The organism is Hyphomicrobium sp. LHD-15, from assembly GCF_031157355.1.
Classification (GTDB): domain Bacteria; phylum Pseudomonadota; class Alphaproteobacteria; order Rhizobiales; family Hyphomicrobiaceae; genus Hyphomicrobium_C.
This window is the reverse complement of sequence record NZ_JAVIFT010000002.1, coordinates 635967-651848: the sequence shown is the minus strand read 5'-3', so window position 1 is coordinate 651848 and position 15882 is coordinate 635967. Positions and strand designations below refer to the sequence as shown.

Annotated in this window: 13 protein-coding genes and 1 tRNA gene; 6 read left to right on the top strand and 8 right to left on the bottom strand. The window is 62.3% G+C overall.

Translation table 11 applies throughout. The features are described from left to right. The first annotated feature begins 27 nt into the window (after positions 1–27). Complete coding sequence (locus RCO24_RS09695; RefSeq protein ID WP_308961672.1) at positions 28–1275, top strand: cyclopropane-fatty-acyl-phospholipid synthase family protein; 1248 nt, start codon at positions 28–30, stop codon at positions 1273–1275. A 137-nt stretch (positions 1276–1412) separates the two neighbouring features. Here the strand turns inward: RCO24_RS09695 and RCO24_RS09690 are convergent, their stop codons facing one another. Continuing rightward, complete coding sequence (locus RCO24_RS09690) at positions 1413–1925, bottom strand: DUF2147 domain-containing protein (RefSeq protein ID WP_308961670.1); 513 nt, start codon at positions 1923–1925, stop codon at positions 1413–1415. Positions 1926–2084: 159 nt separating this feature from the next. On the opposite strand from RCO24_RS09690, the gene hrpB reads away from it, so the two are divergent. Then, positions 2085–4598, top strand: a complete 2514-nt coding sequence (gene hrpB / locus RCO24_RS09685) for an ATP-dependent helicase HrpB (protein ID WP_308961668.1) — start codon at positions 2085–2087, stop codon at positions 4596–4598. Positions 4599–4628: 30 nt separating this feature from the next. Here the strand turns inward: hrpB and RCO24_RS09680 are convergent, their stop codons facing one another. Continuing rightward, positions 4629–5789 (bottom strand): hypothetical protein, encoded by a 1161-nt coding sequence (locus RCO24_RS09680; protein WP_308961666.1) that lies wholly within the window; start codon positions 5787–5789, stop codon positions 4629–4631. Between the two features lie 335 nt (positions 5790–6124). Here RCO24_RS09680 and RCO24_RS09675 point away from each other — a divergent pair, with 335 nt between their 5' ends. Then, positions 6125–6301 carry a hypothetical protein gene (locus RCO24_RS09675; protein WP_308961665.1) on the top strand — a complete coding sequence of 59 codons (177 nt, stop codon included), beginning with the start codon at positions 6125–6127 and terminating at the stop codon, positions 6299–6301. A gap of 503 nt (positions 6302–6804) precedes the next feature. On the opposite strand, the gene pabB is transcribed toward RCO24_RS09675, so the two are convergent. Then, on the bottom strand, positions 6805–8655 hold the full coding sequence (gene pabB, locus RCO24_RS09670; protein WP_308961664.1) for an aminodeoxychorismate synthase component I: 1851 nt from the start codon (positions 8653–8655) through the stop codon (positions 6805–6807). 441 nt (positions 8656–9096) lie between these two features. Between pabB and RCO24_RS09665 the strand changes: the two genes are divergently transcribed. After that, positions 9097–9173: transfer RNA gene (locus tag RCO24_RS09665), tRNA-Met, on the top strand. Positions 9174–9271: 98 nt separating this feature from the next. On the opposite strand, the gene RCO24_RS09660 is transcribed toward RCO24_RS09665, so the two are convergent. From RCO24_RS09660 to RCO24_RS09640, 5 genes are all read right to left on the bottom strand, one after another. Continuing rightward, positions 9272–10510 carry a type III PLP-dependent enzyme gene (locus RCO24_RS09660; RefSeq protein WP_308961662.1) on the bottom strand — a complete coding sequence of 413 codons (1239 nt, stop codon included), beginning with the start codon at positions 10508–10510 and terminating at the stop codon, positions 9272–9274. A 1-nt stretch (position 10511) separates the two neighbouring features. Then, positions 10512–10748, bottom strand: a complete 237-nt coding sequence (locus tag RCO24_RS09655; RefSeq protein ID WP_308961660.1) for an acyl carrier protein — start codon at positions 10746–10748, stop codon at positions 10512–10514. A 23-nt stretch (positions 10749–10771) separates the two neighbouring features. Continuing rightward, a complete protein-coding gene (locus RCO24_RS09650) occupies positions 10772–12385 on the bottom strand; it encodes an AMP-binding protein (RefSeq protein WP_308961658.1) in 1614 nt (537 codons plus the stop codon). Positions 12386–12428: 43 nt separating this feature from the next. Further along, positions 12429–12977 (bottom strand): serine acetyltransferase, encoded by a 549-nt coding sequence (locus RCO24_RS09645; protein ID WP_308961656.1) that lies wholly within the window; start codon positions 12975–12977, stop codon positions 12429–12431. A 253-nt stretch (positions 12978–13230) separates the two neighbouring features. Continuing rightward, positions 13231–14274, bottom strand: a complete 1044-nt coding sequence (locus RCO24_RS09640) for a glycosyltransferase family 61 protein (protein WP_308961654.1) — start codon at positions 14272–14274, stop codon at positions 13231–13233. A gap of 195 nt (positions 14275–14469) precedes the next feature. Here RCO24_RS09640 and RCO24_RS09635 point away from each other — a divergent pair, with 195 nt between their 5' ends. Both RCO24_RS09635 and RCO24_RS09630 read left to right on the top strand, forming a co-directional pair. Beyond that, a complete protein-coding gene (locus tag RCO24_RS09635) occupies positions 14470–14805 on the top strand; it encodes a hypothetical protein (RefSeq protein ID WP_308961653.1) in 336 nt (111 codons plus the stop codon). A gap of 334 nt (positions 14806–15139) precedes the next feature. Next, complete coding sequence (locus tag RCO24_RS09630) at positions 15140–15868, top strand: hypothetical protein (RefSeq protein WP_308961651.1); 729 nt, start codon at positions 15140–15142, stop codon at positions 15866–15868. Positions 15869–15882: the final 14 nt, after the last annotated feature.

Here is a 15882-nt window from a genome sequence, read left to right as displayed (position 1 = left end):
CTCGGCCCCTCAATCCAACGAGGTCACATGTTTCCGCTTTCACACATGCTGAAGTCGTTCATTCGCGTCGGCACCTTGAAGGTCATCGACGCGGAAGGCCGCACACATATTTTCGGCGGCCGGGCTCCCGGTCCCGACGTCACCATGCGTCTCACCGATCCGACGCTCTACCGCAGCCTGTTCTTCAATCCGGAGCTCGCCGCCGGCGAAGCCTATATGGACGGCCGCATGAGCTTCGAGAACTCGACGCTCCGCGACTTCCTGACCCTGTTCTCGGTGAACCGCCTGTCACTCGGCTCCTATCCGCTGCAGAAGGTTCTGCGCACCGTTTCTCGCGGCCTCAAGCGCTTTCAGCAGGCAAACCCGATCGGCAAGGCGCAGAAGAACGTCGCCCACCACTACGACATCGGTAACGACTTCTACCGCCTCTTCCTTGATCGCGGCATGCAGTACTCCTGCGCCTACTTCACCAACGACGACAACACGCTGGAAGAAGCCCAGCAGAACAAGCTGCGCCTGATCGCCTCCAAGCTCGATCTGAAGCCCGGGCAGAAGGTGCTCGACATCGGGTGCGGTTGGGGTGACATGGCGCTCTATCTCGGGCGCATGGCGGACGTACAGGTCGTCGGCGTCACGCTCTCGAAGGAGCAGTGCAAGCTCGCCAACGAAAAAGCCAAGAACCTCGGCCTTGCCGATCGTGTCCGCTTCGAGCTTCGCGATTACCGCGACCTGACCGAACGCTTCGACCGCATCGTCTCGGTCGGCATGTTCGAGCACGTCGGCGTCCATCACTACGGCGAATATTTCGCCAAGGTGAACGAGCTTTTGACCGACACCGGCGTCATGCTTTTGCATTCCATCGGACACATGAGCCCGCCCGGCACCGCTAGCCCCTGGCTCCGGAAGTACATCTTCCCCGGCGCCTATTCGCCCGCGCTCTCGGAAGTGTTCACCGCAGTCGAGCAGAACAGCCTGTGGGTGACGGATCTCGAATTCCTGCGCGTGCACTATGCCAAGACGCTCGCGCACTGGGTCAGCCGCTTCGAAGCGAACCGCGCCAAGGTTGCGGAGATGTACGACGAGCGCTTCTGCAGGATGTGGGAGTTCTACCTGATCAGCTGTGAAATGATGTTCCGCACCGGCAGCCAGCTCGTCTTCCACATGCAGCTTGCGAAGAAGCGCGATGCCGTGCCGATCGTGCGCGACTACATCACCGACACCCAGCGCGCCTTCCTTCAGCTCGAGCCCGGAAAGGGCATCTTTCCGAACGGCTAGAACGTCGTGAAAGGGTGACACGCCTTAACACCCCGACCTGCGTCGGGGTGTTGTCCATATGGTGGGTCTCGACTGTTCACCCGCAAACGTCACCCCGGCGAAGGCCGGGGTCCACGCGCGCTAAAGGAAGGGCCGCCTTAAGGCGCCTTCGGCCGATCCGGCGCGGGCGGCACGCCGTCCTTCTCGCAGTGGTAGGCGGGCTTTGCCACCTTGCTCCACACTTCCGACGAGCCGAACAGCGGCAGCAGCACGTAGCCCCGCACGTCGATCTGCGTCGGGCTCAAGACCGTGGCGTAGCCTTTGAAGCTCATGCCGAGATCGGGAACGTAGACGTCGCCGCCGCCCCAAGTGCCGTCCGGCTGCTTCGTGAAGCCTTCGATGACACGCAAGCCGCACACCTGCCGGTTCTGCCGCTGGCTATCGGGATTGCGGTAGTCCTTGAGCGGAAGACGATCGGGCCCATACGGCAGCCGCAGCCACACGACCTTGGCGCACATGCCGTCCCCGCACGGCCCTACCTCCAGCACCACTTCGCCGTGCGAATCCATCCAGAATCCGTCGAGCTCGGTCGCAAGCGCAGGACGCGACGTTGCGAGGCTTCCGAAGCCCGCCAGCATCAGCAGGGCCAGAAAGTATGCGAAGCGATGCATGTTGTTTCCTTTGTCCCGCATCACGGCATATCCGCTCCACAATACAGAGCGGAAGGCGCGCCATCCGAGCACCCCGTATCGGCCAGCACCGTGATGTTGTAAAGGCGAAGCAGCATGCCCCCTTCTTTATCCGGGATAGAGCGTGCTAAGCCCGCCACGATGACGAAACCAGCCCCACCGTTTGCAAAGCGATTCGCGCCGCCGCTTCCGATCGACGAAGTGCTGGAACCGCTTGCCGCTGCGCTAGAAAACGGTGCCAAAGCCGTTCTGATCGCCCCACCCGGCGCCGGCAAGACAACGCGTGTTCCGCTCGCGCTCGACGGCGCTTCTTGGCTGGAAGGCCGCAAGATCCTCGTTCTCGAGCCGCGCCGCCTGGCCGCTCGCGGCGCCGCACGCCGGATGGCCGCCTCCCTCGGCGAAGAGGTCGGCGAATCCGTCGGACTGCGCGCTCGCCTGGAAACCCGCGTTTCGCGCAAAACCCGCATCGAGGTTCTGACCGAGGGCGTCTTCACGCGCATGATCCTCGACGATCCGACGCTCGAAGGCATCGGCGCCGTGCTGTTCGACGAATTCCACGAACGCTCGCTCGACGCCGATCTCGGACTCGCGCTCGCCCTCGACGCGCAGAAAAGCCTGCGCACCGATTTGCGGCTCCTCGTCATGTCGGCAACGCTCGCGGGCGATCGCGTTGCGGAGCTTCTCGACAACGCCCCCATCATCGAAAGCGCGGGCCGCTCGTTTCCAGTCGAGACCCGTTACGTCGGTAAGAACCCCGCATTGCGTCTCGAAGATCGCATGGCCGACGCCATTGACCGCGCGTTGCGGGCCGAAGGCGGTTCCATCCTGGCGTTTCTGCCGGGGCAAGGCGAAATCCACCGCACCGAGGAGCGCTTGCGCGAACGGATAGATCCCGCCACCACCATCCTGGCGCCACTCTACGGCGCGCTCGACCGGCGCGAGCAGGATCAGGCCATCGAGCCCGCCCCACCGGGCAAACGCAAGGTCGTGCTCGCAACGTCGATTGCCGAAACCTCACTCACCATCGAAGGCGTTCGCGTCGTCGTCGACTGCGGCACTGCCCGCGTTCCTCGCTTCGACCCTGATGTTGGTGTCACCCGCCTCCAAACCGTCCGCGTCTCCCGCGCCTCCGCCGATCAGCGCCGCGGACGCGCCGGCCGCACCGAGCCCGGCGTCTGCTATCGCCTCTGGGACGAAGCCGAAACTTCGAGCCTGCCGGCGTTCGGCGAGCCGGAGATCCGCTCAGCCGATCTCGCCCCCCTTTTGCTCGATTGCGCCGAATGGGGCGTCACCGACCCGCGTACGCTCGCCTGGCTGGACCCACCGACACCCGCCGCAATCGAAGCTGCTCACGAGGAACTCGAAACGCTCGGCGCGCTGGATGCTTCCGGACGAATGACGGAAACCGGCCGTGCCCTCCGCGCGCTTCCTTTGCCGCCGCGCCTCGCGGCCATGCTGATCGCATCCGCGAAAGTGGGAACCGAAGCGCGAGCAGCCGATATCGCGGCCCTTCTCGTCGAGCGCGGCCTCGGCGGAAACGATACATCGCTCGATCATCGTCTGGATAACTTCCGCCGCGACCGCTCCCACCGCGCCACCGAGATGCGCCGTCTCGCCGAAGGCTGGGCCCGAACGTCTCGCGGAGATCGCCAACGAGACGGCAAGACCAAAACCGATGGGGGCGAACACTCGACCGCCGCTCTCCTCGCCCTCGCCTATCCTGACCGCATCGCCAAGGCCCGCGGCGCACGCGGCCAGTTCCTCCTCGCCAACGGGCGCGGCGCAATCCTAGACGCTGCCGACGCGTTGGCCCGCGCGCCCTTCCTGGTCGTTGGCGAAATGCAGGGGACGGCCGCCGCGACACGCATTCTGCTCGCCGTCGAAACCAGCGAAGCGGACATCCTGAGCTTTGCCGGACACCGCATCGCCGCCCGCGACGAGATCACGTTCGATCGGGAAGCTGCTGCCGTGCGTGCCCGCCGCGTCCGCCGTCTCGACGCCATCGAGCTCGCGAGCGAGCCGCGGCCTGCCGAGCAAAGCCCCGAAGTCGAAGCCGCACTCGCTGCCGGTCTCGCATCTCTCGGTGCAGCGCGCCTGCCCTGGAGCAAAGCGCAGCTTCAGCTCCGCGACCGCATCGCATTCCTCCGCGCAGCCGGTGAAGACGATTGGCCCGACCTGACGGACGCAACCCTCACCGCCACACTGCCGGAATGGCTCGGCCCTTATCTCTCGGGAAAAACCCGCCTCGCAGATGTCGCAGCCGACGACCTGGGTCAAGCGTTGGACGCGCTGATCCCCTGGGCTCTGAAGCGCCGCCTCGACGAGGAGGCGCCAACTCATTTCGAAGCGCCGACCGGAAACCGTCACGCCATCGAATACGAAGGCGCCGGCGCACCAGCCTTGCATATCCGCGTCCAGGAGCTGTTTGGTCTCAAAGCACACCCGGCCATCGCCGGCGGCCGGCTACCGCTGACCTTGCACCTGTTGTCGCCGGCCCATCGCCCGATTCAGATTACGCGCGACCTGCCGGGGTTCTGGAGCGGATCGTGGGCGGCGGTGAAGGCTGAAATGAAGGGGCGCTATCCGCGTCACCCCTGGCCCGATGATCCCGCCAATGCGGCGCCGACAAGCCGGGCCAAGCCGCGCGGAACCTGATGCCGCCTGCGGTTTCAGGGCAGCGAATTTCTAATTGTTCGCGGCGGAATCGGCATTTGCCTTGGTCGTGTGCTTCAAGGCAGCAGCCTTTTTCGGCTTGCCGCCTTGGCCCGTCTTCGCCGTTTGCTTGGCAACACCAGATGCGTTCGCCTTGACGGTCTGCTTCGTAGCTTTCTTCTGTGTGGCAGCTTGCTGAGACGTTCCCGTCTGGCTGGCCTTCACCACTTGCTTCGACTTCGTGGCCTGCTTCGGCACCACAGCCTGCTGAGCCGTCCCCGTCTGGCTAGCCTTCACCACCTGCTTCGCCTTCGCGGTTTGCTTCGGCACAGCCGCCTGCTGAGACGTTCCCGGCTGACTGACCTTGACCACCTGCTTGGCCTTCGCGGTTTGCTTCGGCACCGCAGCCTGTTGGGACGTGCCCATCTGGCCGGCCTTCACCACCTGCTTCGCCTTCGTGGCCTGCTTCGGCACCACAGCCTGCTGGGACGTGCCTGTCTGGCTGGCCTTCACCACCTGCTTGGCCTTCGCGGTTTGCTTCGGCACCGCAGCCTGTTGGGACGTGCCCGTCTGGCCGGCCTTCACCACCTGCTTCGTCTTCGTGGCCTGCTTCGGCACGACAGCCTGCTGAGACGTTCCCGGCTGACTGACCTTGACCACCTGCTTGGCCTTCGCGGCCTGCTTCGTAGCGTTCTTCTGCGTCGGAACCTGCTGCAACGTCCCTGCCTGGGTCGCTTTCACCACCTGTTTCGACTTTAACGTCTGCTTTGGCACCACCGCCTGCTGCGACGTCCCAGGCTGGCTAACCTTCACCACCTTCTTCGCCTTCGCGGTCTGCTCCGGCGTTGCGGCCTGCTTTGACTTCGCTGTCTGCTTAGAGCCCTGAGCGGTCAACGTACCCGGCTCACCCTTGAGCGGCTTGTTGATCGGCCCAGCGCTGGCAGGCACCGGCGAAGCGGACTTCGCGCCCGAAGCTGCACCGGACTTCACCAGCGCATCGATACAGGCCGGCTGCAGATTGGGCCCGACATTGCGCATGCAAGCAGATAGCCCCTCGCTGCCCAGCTGATGCTGACTGCAATGCGTCAGATAGTCGGAACGGCAATTTTTCCGCACGTCGTCGCTATAGGCGAGCGCTCCTGCCGGAAACGCCAAGAGCGCCGTGACGAAAGCCAATACGCAGGTACGCAGCATCTCGTCTCCATCTCGGTCTGCTGATCCGGGACCAGGCGATAACGAGTACTCCACCACGAAACGCACACGAGCGGTAACGGTTCATCGCGAAGCACGTCAATAAAGCAGGCAACAAATTGCATAAAAATCAATATGATAATAGCACAGCCTGCGATCAAAGGCGAGATTCGATCTCGCCCCCGCGCCATGTCGCCGCGGGGTGTTGCCGCCCTGCTCGTGTCAGACTACGGGGCTGCCTGCTATAAGCCGGCAGTTGGGCGAGTCGAACAGGATTGCGCGCAAACGCATCTGTCGAAGTGTCCATAGAAACAAAGCCTCGAGGGAGAGCGCGACCAATGGCACTGAAAGCCCCTGGCATCCTTACGTTTATGTTGTCAGTCATCCTCACAGTGCTCGCACTGGTCACATACGTCTTCGGCGCGACAATTCCATACATTACGGGTCAAGAATTCTGGGTTATTCTGCTGGCTCAGTTCGTACTCGTGTTCGGCTGCATCATGCGCGGTCTGTGAGGCGGCCTTCGAGCGTGACGGGCTTTGCCGTTCCGGGGGGATGGCTGCCCGATCCGGGGTTCAACGCAGCAAACGTAAAAGGCTTGCACCCAATCGCTGTGCCCTTCTGTCGCGCGGCGTTCGAAACTCTGGATCTGTCGTGTTTGAATGCACAAATTGGCGCTCATGATGATCAGAAAACTCCAGTCTGGCCCCTTCGCCGAGCGAGCGCGCCGGTCCGTACGTGAAATCACGTTGGCCGTCGTCCTGACGCTTGCTGCCCTAGTGTTTGTTGTGGCCGCACTTCACGGCCATGGCTCGGAAACAGCCGCGATTTCGCCCGCTGAAGACGCCGCTCAGAACAGTTCCAATTAACTGTCGCAACGAGCGAGCCAATGCGTCCGAGGCCTTGGCCTGGACGCAACCAAGCCTTTAAATCGCCTTCACCATATCCTGATCGCTTCGCGTCCCGCCGACCCGACACGAGCAAGTGCTTTAGAAGCCAGTGGCCTACTGAGAAGGGCTTATCCGGCCAACGGCTCGGCCCGCACCAATCCCCGAACCGAATTTCCTACATAGACGACATTGCCGCCCTTGAGATCGTTGGGCGTTAACGCGGCTTCGACGGCTTTGCCATTTGCGAGCAATTCGCTGCGAAGCACCCCCGGTAGCAACCCGGACGAAAGCGGCGGCGTGACGAGCTTGCCGCCCCGCTCAACGAAGATGTTGGTCCGGCTGCCTTCCGCCAGCTCCCCGCGCTCATTGAGATAGAGCACCTCGTCGGCTTTCTTCGTATCGGCATAGTGCTGCCACTCGCGATCGTAGAGTTCTCGCCGCGTCGTCTTGTGGAACAGGAAAGCGTTCGTGCTGTCGAGCCGCGTCTCCGAGATGACGTAGCGCATGACGGCATCGGGCTTCTGTGCCGGCTGCTCCGTAACCGTGATCGTGAGCTTGCCGTCCTCGGCCAGGAGCAGGCGCACCCTCAAGCGTTCGTCGGCACGCCCCTTGACGGCATCGGCCAGCGCCGCGCGAACGGCGCTTTCGTCGAACGCGTATCCGAAATAGGCGGCAGAAGCCTCGAGCCGCTTCACGTGCCTTTCAAGAAGCCAATAGCCGGAGCCGGCGTCATGCAGCAGCGTTTCGATCAGTTCGAAGCTCTTCGGCGGATCGGTTAGGAACTTCATCTTGAGCAGGCACTCGGCGTATTCCTTCGCACCCACGGAATCGTACACCACGCCCGATCCGATCCCCATCTCGCCACGCCCGTCGCGGAAGATGACCGGCGTGCGAATAGCCACGTTGAACAGCGCTTCGCCTTTTGGGCTGATGTGGCCGATCGCACCGCAATAAACGCCGCGCGGCTCGGTTTCGTAGTCCCGGATCAGTTCCATCGCGCGGATCTTCGGCGCACCGATCACGGAGCCCGGCGGAAAGATCGCGCGCACGAGATCAGCAAGACCGACCTCCTTCTTGAGCGTCGCCTTCACGCCCGAAGTCAGCTGATGCAAGGTGCGATAGGTCTCGACCGTGAATAGATCCGTGACGCTGACGCTGCCGACCTCGGCGATACGACCGAGATCATTGCGCATCAGATCGACGATCATGAGGTTTTCGGCGCGCTGCTTGACGTCGCTCGAAAGCACGCGGCGCTGATCCGCGTCCGCTTCCGGCGTTCCGGCCCTGGGCGCGGTTCCCTTCATCGGCCGCGTGGACACCACACGCCCGTGCTTTTCGATGAACAGCTCCGGGCTGGCGGACAGCACCGTCACCTCACCCGTATCGACGATCCCCGCATAGGCCACACGCTGGCGCTGGCGCATGTCGCGATAGAAGGTGAGCGGCGAACCCTCGAGGCGGAACCGGGCCTTGAAAGTGAGGTTCAACTGATAGATGTCGCCGGCGCGGATCTTGTCCTGGACGGCCGAAAAGCGCTGTTCGTACTCGGCCCCATCCCAGGCACACGCGACCGACGTGAACTGGTAGGAACCGCTGCGGGTATGCGTCGAAAGCCAATGATCGACCTCGCGCTCGCTCATCTCGCGCGGGGCGCGATAAAGCCCGAACCACAACAGCGGCACGTTCCGCCCTTCCGGAAGCAGATCGCGGATCTTGGGCTCCAGCACGTACCCGAGCTCATAGGCGAAGAAGCCAGCCGCATAGAGCCCAGCCGTCGTTCCCGCTTCGAGGCGCGCGAGCGCAGCCGGAACCTCTTCCGGCGTGACGGCCGAGACGATCTCCGTGGGCTCGGTAAACAGCAGAGAGGGCGCCCCCCGGCCGGAGCTGTTGTCGAGAAGGACGAACGTTTCCTCGAGCCCCGCGCGCATCGTGTTCTTGTCGGCAGGCTGGCGGGAGCGTTTGGGGTCGGCTGATGTCATACGTGGGAAGTCTCGCCTAGAGTTCTCCAGGAACCGGCCCTCGAAAAGGAAAGCTCGGTCGATGGGCATCGTAGCGATGCAACGGAAGCGGCGACGCCATGGATACTGACCGCCGTATCGATGGCCACCTTATACGAAAGAACAGCCCCGCAGCCGAGACTATTCGAAGCCGGAATCCCCGTTTTGGCCCCGGCTTTCCTGGGCGGCCGTTCGGGCTATCCACGGTCATGCACAACACCCGCGCGAGTGGGGTTCACAAAGCCAAAAATCGTGCTATAGACCCTCCCGAGCCGCGCTGCTGCGGCTCCTTCGAACGGGCCGTCCCGCAGTGCGGGGTCTTCAGGCCCAGATCAGCGCCAAGATCAAAAGCTGGCCAGATCATTCGAGCGGCGCGACACGGTTTCCAAAAGGGAGCGCGTCGGGCTGAATACACGTCGGTATCGCGGGATGGAGCAGCCCGGTAGCTCGTCAGGCTCATAACCTGAAGGTCGTAGGTTCAAATCCTACTCCCGCAACCAATTTCAAAACAAAATCAATAAATTATGATGGGTGCCTGCATCGCGCAGGTGGCTTCGCGCCCCGAGATCACTAGATCTCCGCGCGCAATGCTGCGCGATCAGAGCGCGCCGAACGCCCGCGTCACGTCATGCTGCCCATATTGATCGACGAGCACCTCGCGCGGGGCGGCGTGGCTAATGAAATGAATAGGGCTTGCCGTCAGGCCGTAGGCCCCGCTGCCGTGCACGGCAATGAGATCCCCCTCCTCCACCCGCGGCAGCATGACACCGCTGGCCAGCCGGTCGATCGAGGTGCAGAGCGGCCCGACGAGATCGACCTTCTCGAGCCCTGCATCGCTGCCGCCCACTTTGTGCATGAGATAGTTGCGGTGGATGACCATTCCGAAATGCCCGGATGCGGGCAGGTGATTGTTCATACCCCCGTCGCAGATCGCAATCCGGCTCCCGCGCGAGTCCTTCACCGAGATCACGCGGGTCAGGAAATATCCGGCCTCGCCGACCAGATACCGGCCGAGTTCCAGCACGAGCTGCGTACCCGAAAAGCGCGGCTCGCTCTTGAGCGCATCGAGCTCGTCGACAATTCCGCTCGCGACCGCGTCGAGATCGAGCGGTGCGTCGCCATTGTGATAAGGGATGCCGAGACCGGATCCGAACACGAGCTTTTCGGGACTGAACCCATAGCGCTCTGAGACTTCACGAAACACGGCGATGAAGGTTCGATAGTTTTCCGAGATCGCATCCGGCTTGAGGCACTGGGTTCCCGAATAGATGTGGAGGCCCATGACGCGAAGGTTCGCCAGTGCAAAGATCTTCGGCAGCTCGTCGTGCATGCATTCGACATCGATCCCGAATGCAACCGGGCGCCCCGCCATCTGGTCTCCGAAGCCTTTCGGCACCCGTGCGGGGGCAATGCGGATCATCACATCCTGCACCCGCCCGAGTAACGCCGCGATCCGGTCCGCCGCGATTGCCTCGCGCACGGATTCGACCACCAGCTCTCCGACACCGTTTTCAATGGCCTCACGAAGCTCGAATTCGCGCTTGCCCGGCCCGGTGAAGCTTGCCCGTTTGGCATCCCATCCGGCCCCGATTCCGAGCCGAAGCTCGCCGATCGATGAGACGTCCAGAAACGCGACATGCGCCTTCAGCCAGGAAAGCACCCCCGGATTGGGATTGCTCTTGGCCGCATAGCTCAGCGCAAACCTTCCCCCGAACGCAGCCTGCAGCCGTTGCGCGCGCGTCTCGATGGCATCGGCGAAATAGACATACGTGGGCGTGCCGAAAGCACGCGCGGCATTCTCGAGTTGCTGATCGATGGTGGCAATGCCACCGGCCATGTCACAATTGGCTTTCTGCAAAACGCACGATCCGGGTTGCTGAATCGAAGTTGTCGAGCGTGACGTCTTCCGGCCGTACGCGAATTCCCGCCTCTTCCTCGACGAACGTGATGAGCTGCAGCATCGCAACTGAATCGAGCGCACCCGAAGAGAAGAGCTCGGTATCGGCAACCAGCTCCCCATCGATCTTCAGCGTTCCATTGAGAAACGTGATCAATTTCATTTCGGTCAGTTTCACGGCGTTCCCTCTACCCCTTTCCTTCAACCAGCCAGTGGCTGGCTCATCCCCGCGTCCGCGTCACATGGTGCCCCCCGCGACAGCCTTTCGCGGCACCTTGCGACAATATCCGGCCGCGCAAGCTTTCCGCTCGACGTGCGCGGCATGCTTCCACGCCAAACATGAACCTCCCGCGGAATCATGTAATGCGGCATCACCAGCCGGCAGTGCTTGGTCAGCGCGCGCTCGTCGTAGCCATCGAGCGGCGTAACGGCGACATGAACGACCTCGCCAAGCTCGTCGTCGGCGACGCCGAAAGCGACCGCGTCTCCCACCATGCCACTGCGGTGGATTAGATCCTCCACCTCTTCGGGGCTCAACCGGAATCCGCTCGTCTTGATCATGGCGTCGTTGCGCGAGACAAACCAGAGGTCCCCATCCGCGTCGATCTTCACGGTATCGCCGCTGTAGACGACCGGCTCGTCTCCGATCAACGAGGAAAGCTCGGGACAGGGCCGAATTTTTTCCGCCGTCACCTCCGGCTTTCCCCAATAGCCCAGGCTGACGAGCGGTCCGCGATGAACCAGCTCACCCTGCTCGCCGGGCTTGGCGACGCCTTCACCGTGCTTGATGACGTAAACTTCCGCGCCGGGAATGGCCCGTCCGATAGAGCCCTTCTTCCGCGCAAATTTCTCCGGCGCGAGATAGGTGGAACGAAAAGCTTCCGTCAGCCCATACATCAGCACGACATCGACGTTCGGAAACACCGCAGGCATACGCTCGAGAACGTTCGACGGCACCTTGCCGCCGGAATTCGTGATCCGCCGGAGCGCCGGAAGCGATCGCGGGCTCTCGTCGAGCAACCGAACGATCTGGCCCCAGAGCGGAGGAACCGCCGCGAGACCCGTAATCGCATGCTTTTCGAGCGCGTTCACAATCTCGGCCGCCATGACGACGGGCTGATGCACCACCAAGCCGCCGACCAACATCATCGTCGTGAGCTGGTTGAGCCCGTAGTCGAAACTGTACGGGAGCACGCTCAAGAGCCGATCGTCCTCGCCGAGCTTGAGATAACGCGCCACGGAGCGCGCGCCGGCCACGATGTTGCGGTGGCTCAGCATCACGCCCTTGGGCTTACCGGTCGAGCCAGACGTGTAGATGATCATCGCGAGCTCGCTATCGAGGCGCGAGACTTCCGAGCCTCCAGAGCTGCCCATCGCAACCGCCCAGCCGTCGAAGCCAGCGGCATCGGGAGCCTCCCCCGCCACCAGCACGCGTGAGACGGTCCGGGGCAGCGAGCTGCCCGCAAGCGCGTTGGCCGTCCTCGGCTCCACGATCGCGAGGCGCGCCCCGCAGTCGTCGGCGATGTAGGCAAGCTGTTCGAGCGTCCATTGGACGTTGACGTTGACCACCACCGCGCCGACCTTGGAGGCGGCGAACATCGTCGTGACCTCGGCGATGCGCTTGCGAAGATGAACGATGACACGATCGCCTGGCCGGATGCCCTGCGCCTGAAGATAGCCAGCGATCCGATCGACCTCGGCGGCCACTTCCGCGAAGGTCACGGAACGGTCGGCATCCACCAACGCCGTCTTGTTCGGACGCAGGCTGAGATTGTCCGCGAGCAGCTGATAGAAATTTGTCGTCAGCGCGTTCACGGCCGTTTCTCCGGTATTCGTCACAAGTGCCGTTGGAATCGCCTCAAGCCGCTTGGGTTGCGGCGCTTTTGCTCATGATCGGAGCAAGACGCGGATAGATCTTGGCCGGTGAGCCGACGACGATCGAATCCGAAGGTACGTCGGTCGTCACCGCTGTGTTGGCGGCAATACGCACGCGATCGCCGACCGTTATGCCGCCGAGCACGGTCGAATTCACCCCGATAAAAACATCGTTCCCGATAACCGGGCACGCAGTATCCATGTTCGTCCCGATCGTCACGTTATGCATTACGCCGAGCCTGTCGCCGATGACGACATCGGGATGGATGGAGAGAGAACCTTCCGCGTGGATAATGTGGAAGTCCTTGCCGATCTGCACCTGTGGCGGGATCCAGATCTTTGTCACGTTCGCGACCACGAAATTGATGACGCCGTAAACCTTACTGACCACGTTGCGCGCGATCGGGCTGGGAAGTGCAAGACCCCACCGACCAAAGCGGTAGACGCACAACGACAAGAAAGCGGTGCTTGCAAGAGACCCGCCGTGTCGTTCGTAGTCGCCGCGGACAAGATTAAACAACGTATCCGTCATTCGCCCAGTATCTCTCCCCAATGGGCGTACGCTTACATAGGTAGCTACACCTCCGCATGTTAACGCAGAGATATAGACTTCGGTATAATAGAATAATTTTCAGTTCGCGTACGGAAAAACCTGTGTTTTCGCCGCGTCATCGCGCAACTAAGTAAATACGGAGAGCAAGCCCAGGTTGCAAAATGCACCCTACCGAGGGGTCCGATCAAACGAAAATGGCGATATCGCCTAACGCGTTATGAAGAGGAAAAAATCAGTTTAAAATCAAATCGAATGTACGTTCAATTTCGTCCCAGCTTGCCGTAAACCCGTCCTGGCTTCCCGTCCCCACCACGAATGAATAGCCCTGCCCCTGGCGATCCGTAATCACCTTGAGGGCGGAGACGGCTCGATCCGGCGGCTGGATCACGAAAAGGGTGGCATCCTGCGGCATCACCATGAGCCCGTGCACCAGCTGGCTCCCCTCCACGCCCATGACCACGCTGGCCCCCGCGCAAGCCGCGATGATCTCGTCAACCGTGCTGTTCATCGGATCGAGGACCCGGAATCCTTTTGTGGCCGCAACCTTGTCGGCAATCTCCCGCTCGTTGAGCAGCAGACGGCGCATGCCCGATTGTCCGCGGAGCAGAAACACCCCCGGGTTCGGCTCAATCGGTACCCCGGCGACGAGGCGGGCGCGCAGCTGGTCGGCCCGCGCCTTGCGGTGCGCGTTGTGCGCCCCGTCACTGAACAGAATGAGCTCGTCGAAATGAGCCCGCTCGATCCGGCGCGGACGGTGCCCGAGCTTCACCTCGTAGGTCGCGACATGCCCTTTCGGCGTCGGCGCGGTCGTCACCGGCGCCCCATACTGCTCGGCGAGCGGATAGGTCAGGCAATCCTCGCAAAGCCAGGTGCCGAACCAGGTGTTGCCGATCCAGCTCTCGTAGAGCGCCCCGCTGACCCGTTCGGTCGGGATCACATAGGCCGGATACTTGTGCTGGCGCCGCCGCAGGTGCTTGAACGCTCCTGGCGCATAGAGCACCCCATCGACGAAATCGACATGCTTGAGCCTGAAGCCCAGGGTCGGCCCCTGGCTAGCCTCGAAGCCACCGCGCAGGTCGCGCACGACCTCTTCGACGCTGCCGAACTCTGCCGCACGAATACGTTCGAGCTGCCCCGGCAGGAACTTCGCGGGTTGAATATACCGCTTGTCGCTCGGAGCAATAACCCAGCGCTCAGGCGCCGTCGCCTCGAGATCCGGCTCTTGCCAGCCACACGCTTTCTTGAGGAGATGCATGGCCGGCCGGAACGAGATCAACGCACGTCATCTCCAAGAAGGCGCCCGAAGCACGCAATCGGCCAATCGGCGCAAGGCGAATCCGCTCGAAAAGACAGGCGCCGGCCTGCCTCCAGCAATCATTTGATCGCAATTTCCTTAATTTAGGCACCTTGTCGTTGGCACAAGCGAACCGCTCTCGAACCTGGGGACACTCGGCTGTCGATCTTACGAACATTGCTGGCGATTTTCCTGGCCGCAGTTGCCGCTGCAGCTTCGCCTCCGGCTGAAGCCGCTCCGCATCTTCAGGTCCTGATCGGCGCCACTGACGCAGACGGCGCATTCGCCAACACGCGCCCACAGGGCGAAGACCAGTTCGACGAAGAAGCGCCGAAAGCCTTCTGCCAGCGCCTCAGCACGATCAAGTTCGAAAGCGCTCCGGCCGACGTTGCGCGCGCGGAGTTTCCGAAACCGGATCGGCACTCATCTCAGCCGCGTGCGACGCCTTTCCTTTCAATCACGCATCAAGTCCGCGATCCGGCCAACACACCACGCGGCCCACCGTCCGCCTGACCGTTTTCTCACCCTTCATGGCCCGTCAGCCGCATCTCGCCCCGTCGCTCGGTTCGAGACGCCGAGCGACGTTGCCGTGACATGGGGTCTTGCTTCGAAACGTTCGGATCATCCGTTGAAAGAACTCGTGCATGATTGAAATCGTTGTTTGGGGTGCCATCGCACTCACATCCGCAATCGCTGGCGCCATCCTCGCCAAAAGCAGAAACAGAAATGTGTCGTCATGGGCAGCCTGGTGCTTGCTGCTCCCCCCGCTCGTCGGTGTGCTCTATCTGCTTCCGAAAACCACGCCAGCCGCTCCTCGCCCGCCGCTCGTGATCAAGCGGAGGGCGGAATGACGAAGGAGTTTCACCAACGCGCCGCCCATGACTATCCGCCCGCGGCATTGTGGGGCCCCTCGCCCCGCGAGGTTTGGTGGTGGGCCATTCCGCCTGCGGTGGCCGTCATCGCGCTTGTCACGTACGCGCTGGCGCCCGACTACTACATCAGCCACTTCCTGCCGGAGCACTCCGGATATCTGGAGCGCTCTCATTTCCTGCTTCCGGCAATCGGAGTTCTCATTTGTCTCCGGATCCTCCGCATGGAGCAAACCCGGCGAATTGCCTACCTTCGCGGTGCCGTCATCGCGTTCGCCGTCGCGTGCTTTTACATCGCCGGAGAGGAAGAAAGCTGGGGGCAGCATTTCTTTCAATGGAGCACGCCGGAAGCGTGGTCGAACATCAATCGGCAGGACGAGACCAACCTGCACAACACGTCGTACTACTTCAACCAAGGGCCCCAGCTTGTCCTTGAGCTTGCGATCGTACTGGGTGGCATCGTTGCGCCTTTCGTCGTGCAAGCACGCGGCCCCATCGGCGGCGACTTGATCGCGATTTTGACGCCACCGATCGCTCTGCTTCCGGTCTCGCTGTGCGCGGTCGTTTTCAAGGTCATAGACCGGCTGCAGAAAAACGATCTCGTACCCGACTTGGTCGCACGCCCGAGCGAAGTGACCGAAACCTTCTACTATATGTTTATCTTCTTCTATCTCGTGGTGCTCTACCGGCGCGTTCAGCGTCTTTGAAAGAGATGCGCCAG

Bases quoted from the DNA above. Each gene is read 5' to 3' on its own strand.
- RCO24_RS09695 (WP_308961672.1), top strand. From the start codon at position 28: ATGTTTCCGCTTTCACACATGCTGAAGTCGTTCATTCGCGTCGGCACC.
- RCO24_RS09690 (WP_308961670.1), bottom strand. From the start codon at position 1,925: ATGCATCGCTTCGCATACTTTCTGGCCCTGCTGATGCTGGCGGGCTTC.
- hrpB (WP_308961668.1), top strand. From the start codon at position 2,085: ATGACGAAACCAGCCCCACCGTTTGCAAAGCGATTCGCGCCGCCGCTT.
- RCO24_RS09680 (WP_308961666.1), bottom strand. From the start codon at position 5,789: ATGCTGCGTACCTGCGTATTGGCTTTCGTCACGGCGCTCTTGGCGTTT.
- RCO24_RS09675 (WP_308961665.1), top strand. From the start codon at position 6,125: ATGGCACTGAAAGCCCCTGGCATCCTTACGTTTATGTTGTCAGTCATC.
- pabB (WP_308961664.1), bottom strand. From the start codon at position 8,655: ATGACATCAGCCGACCCCAAACGCTCCCGCCAGCCTGCCGACAAGAAC.
- RCO24_RS09660 (WP_308961662.1), bottom strand. From the start codon at position 10,510: ATGGCCGGTGGCATTGCCACCATCGATCAGCAACTCGAGAATGCCGCG.
- RCO24_RS09645 (WP_308961656.1), bottom strand. From the start codon at position 12,977: ATGACGGATACGTTGTTTAATCTTGTCCGCGGCGACTACGAACGACAC.
- RCO24_RS09630 (WP_308961651.1), top strand. From the start codon at position 15,140: ATGACGAAGGAGTTTCACCAACGCGCCGCCCATGACTATCCGCCCGCG.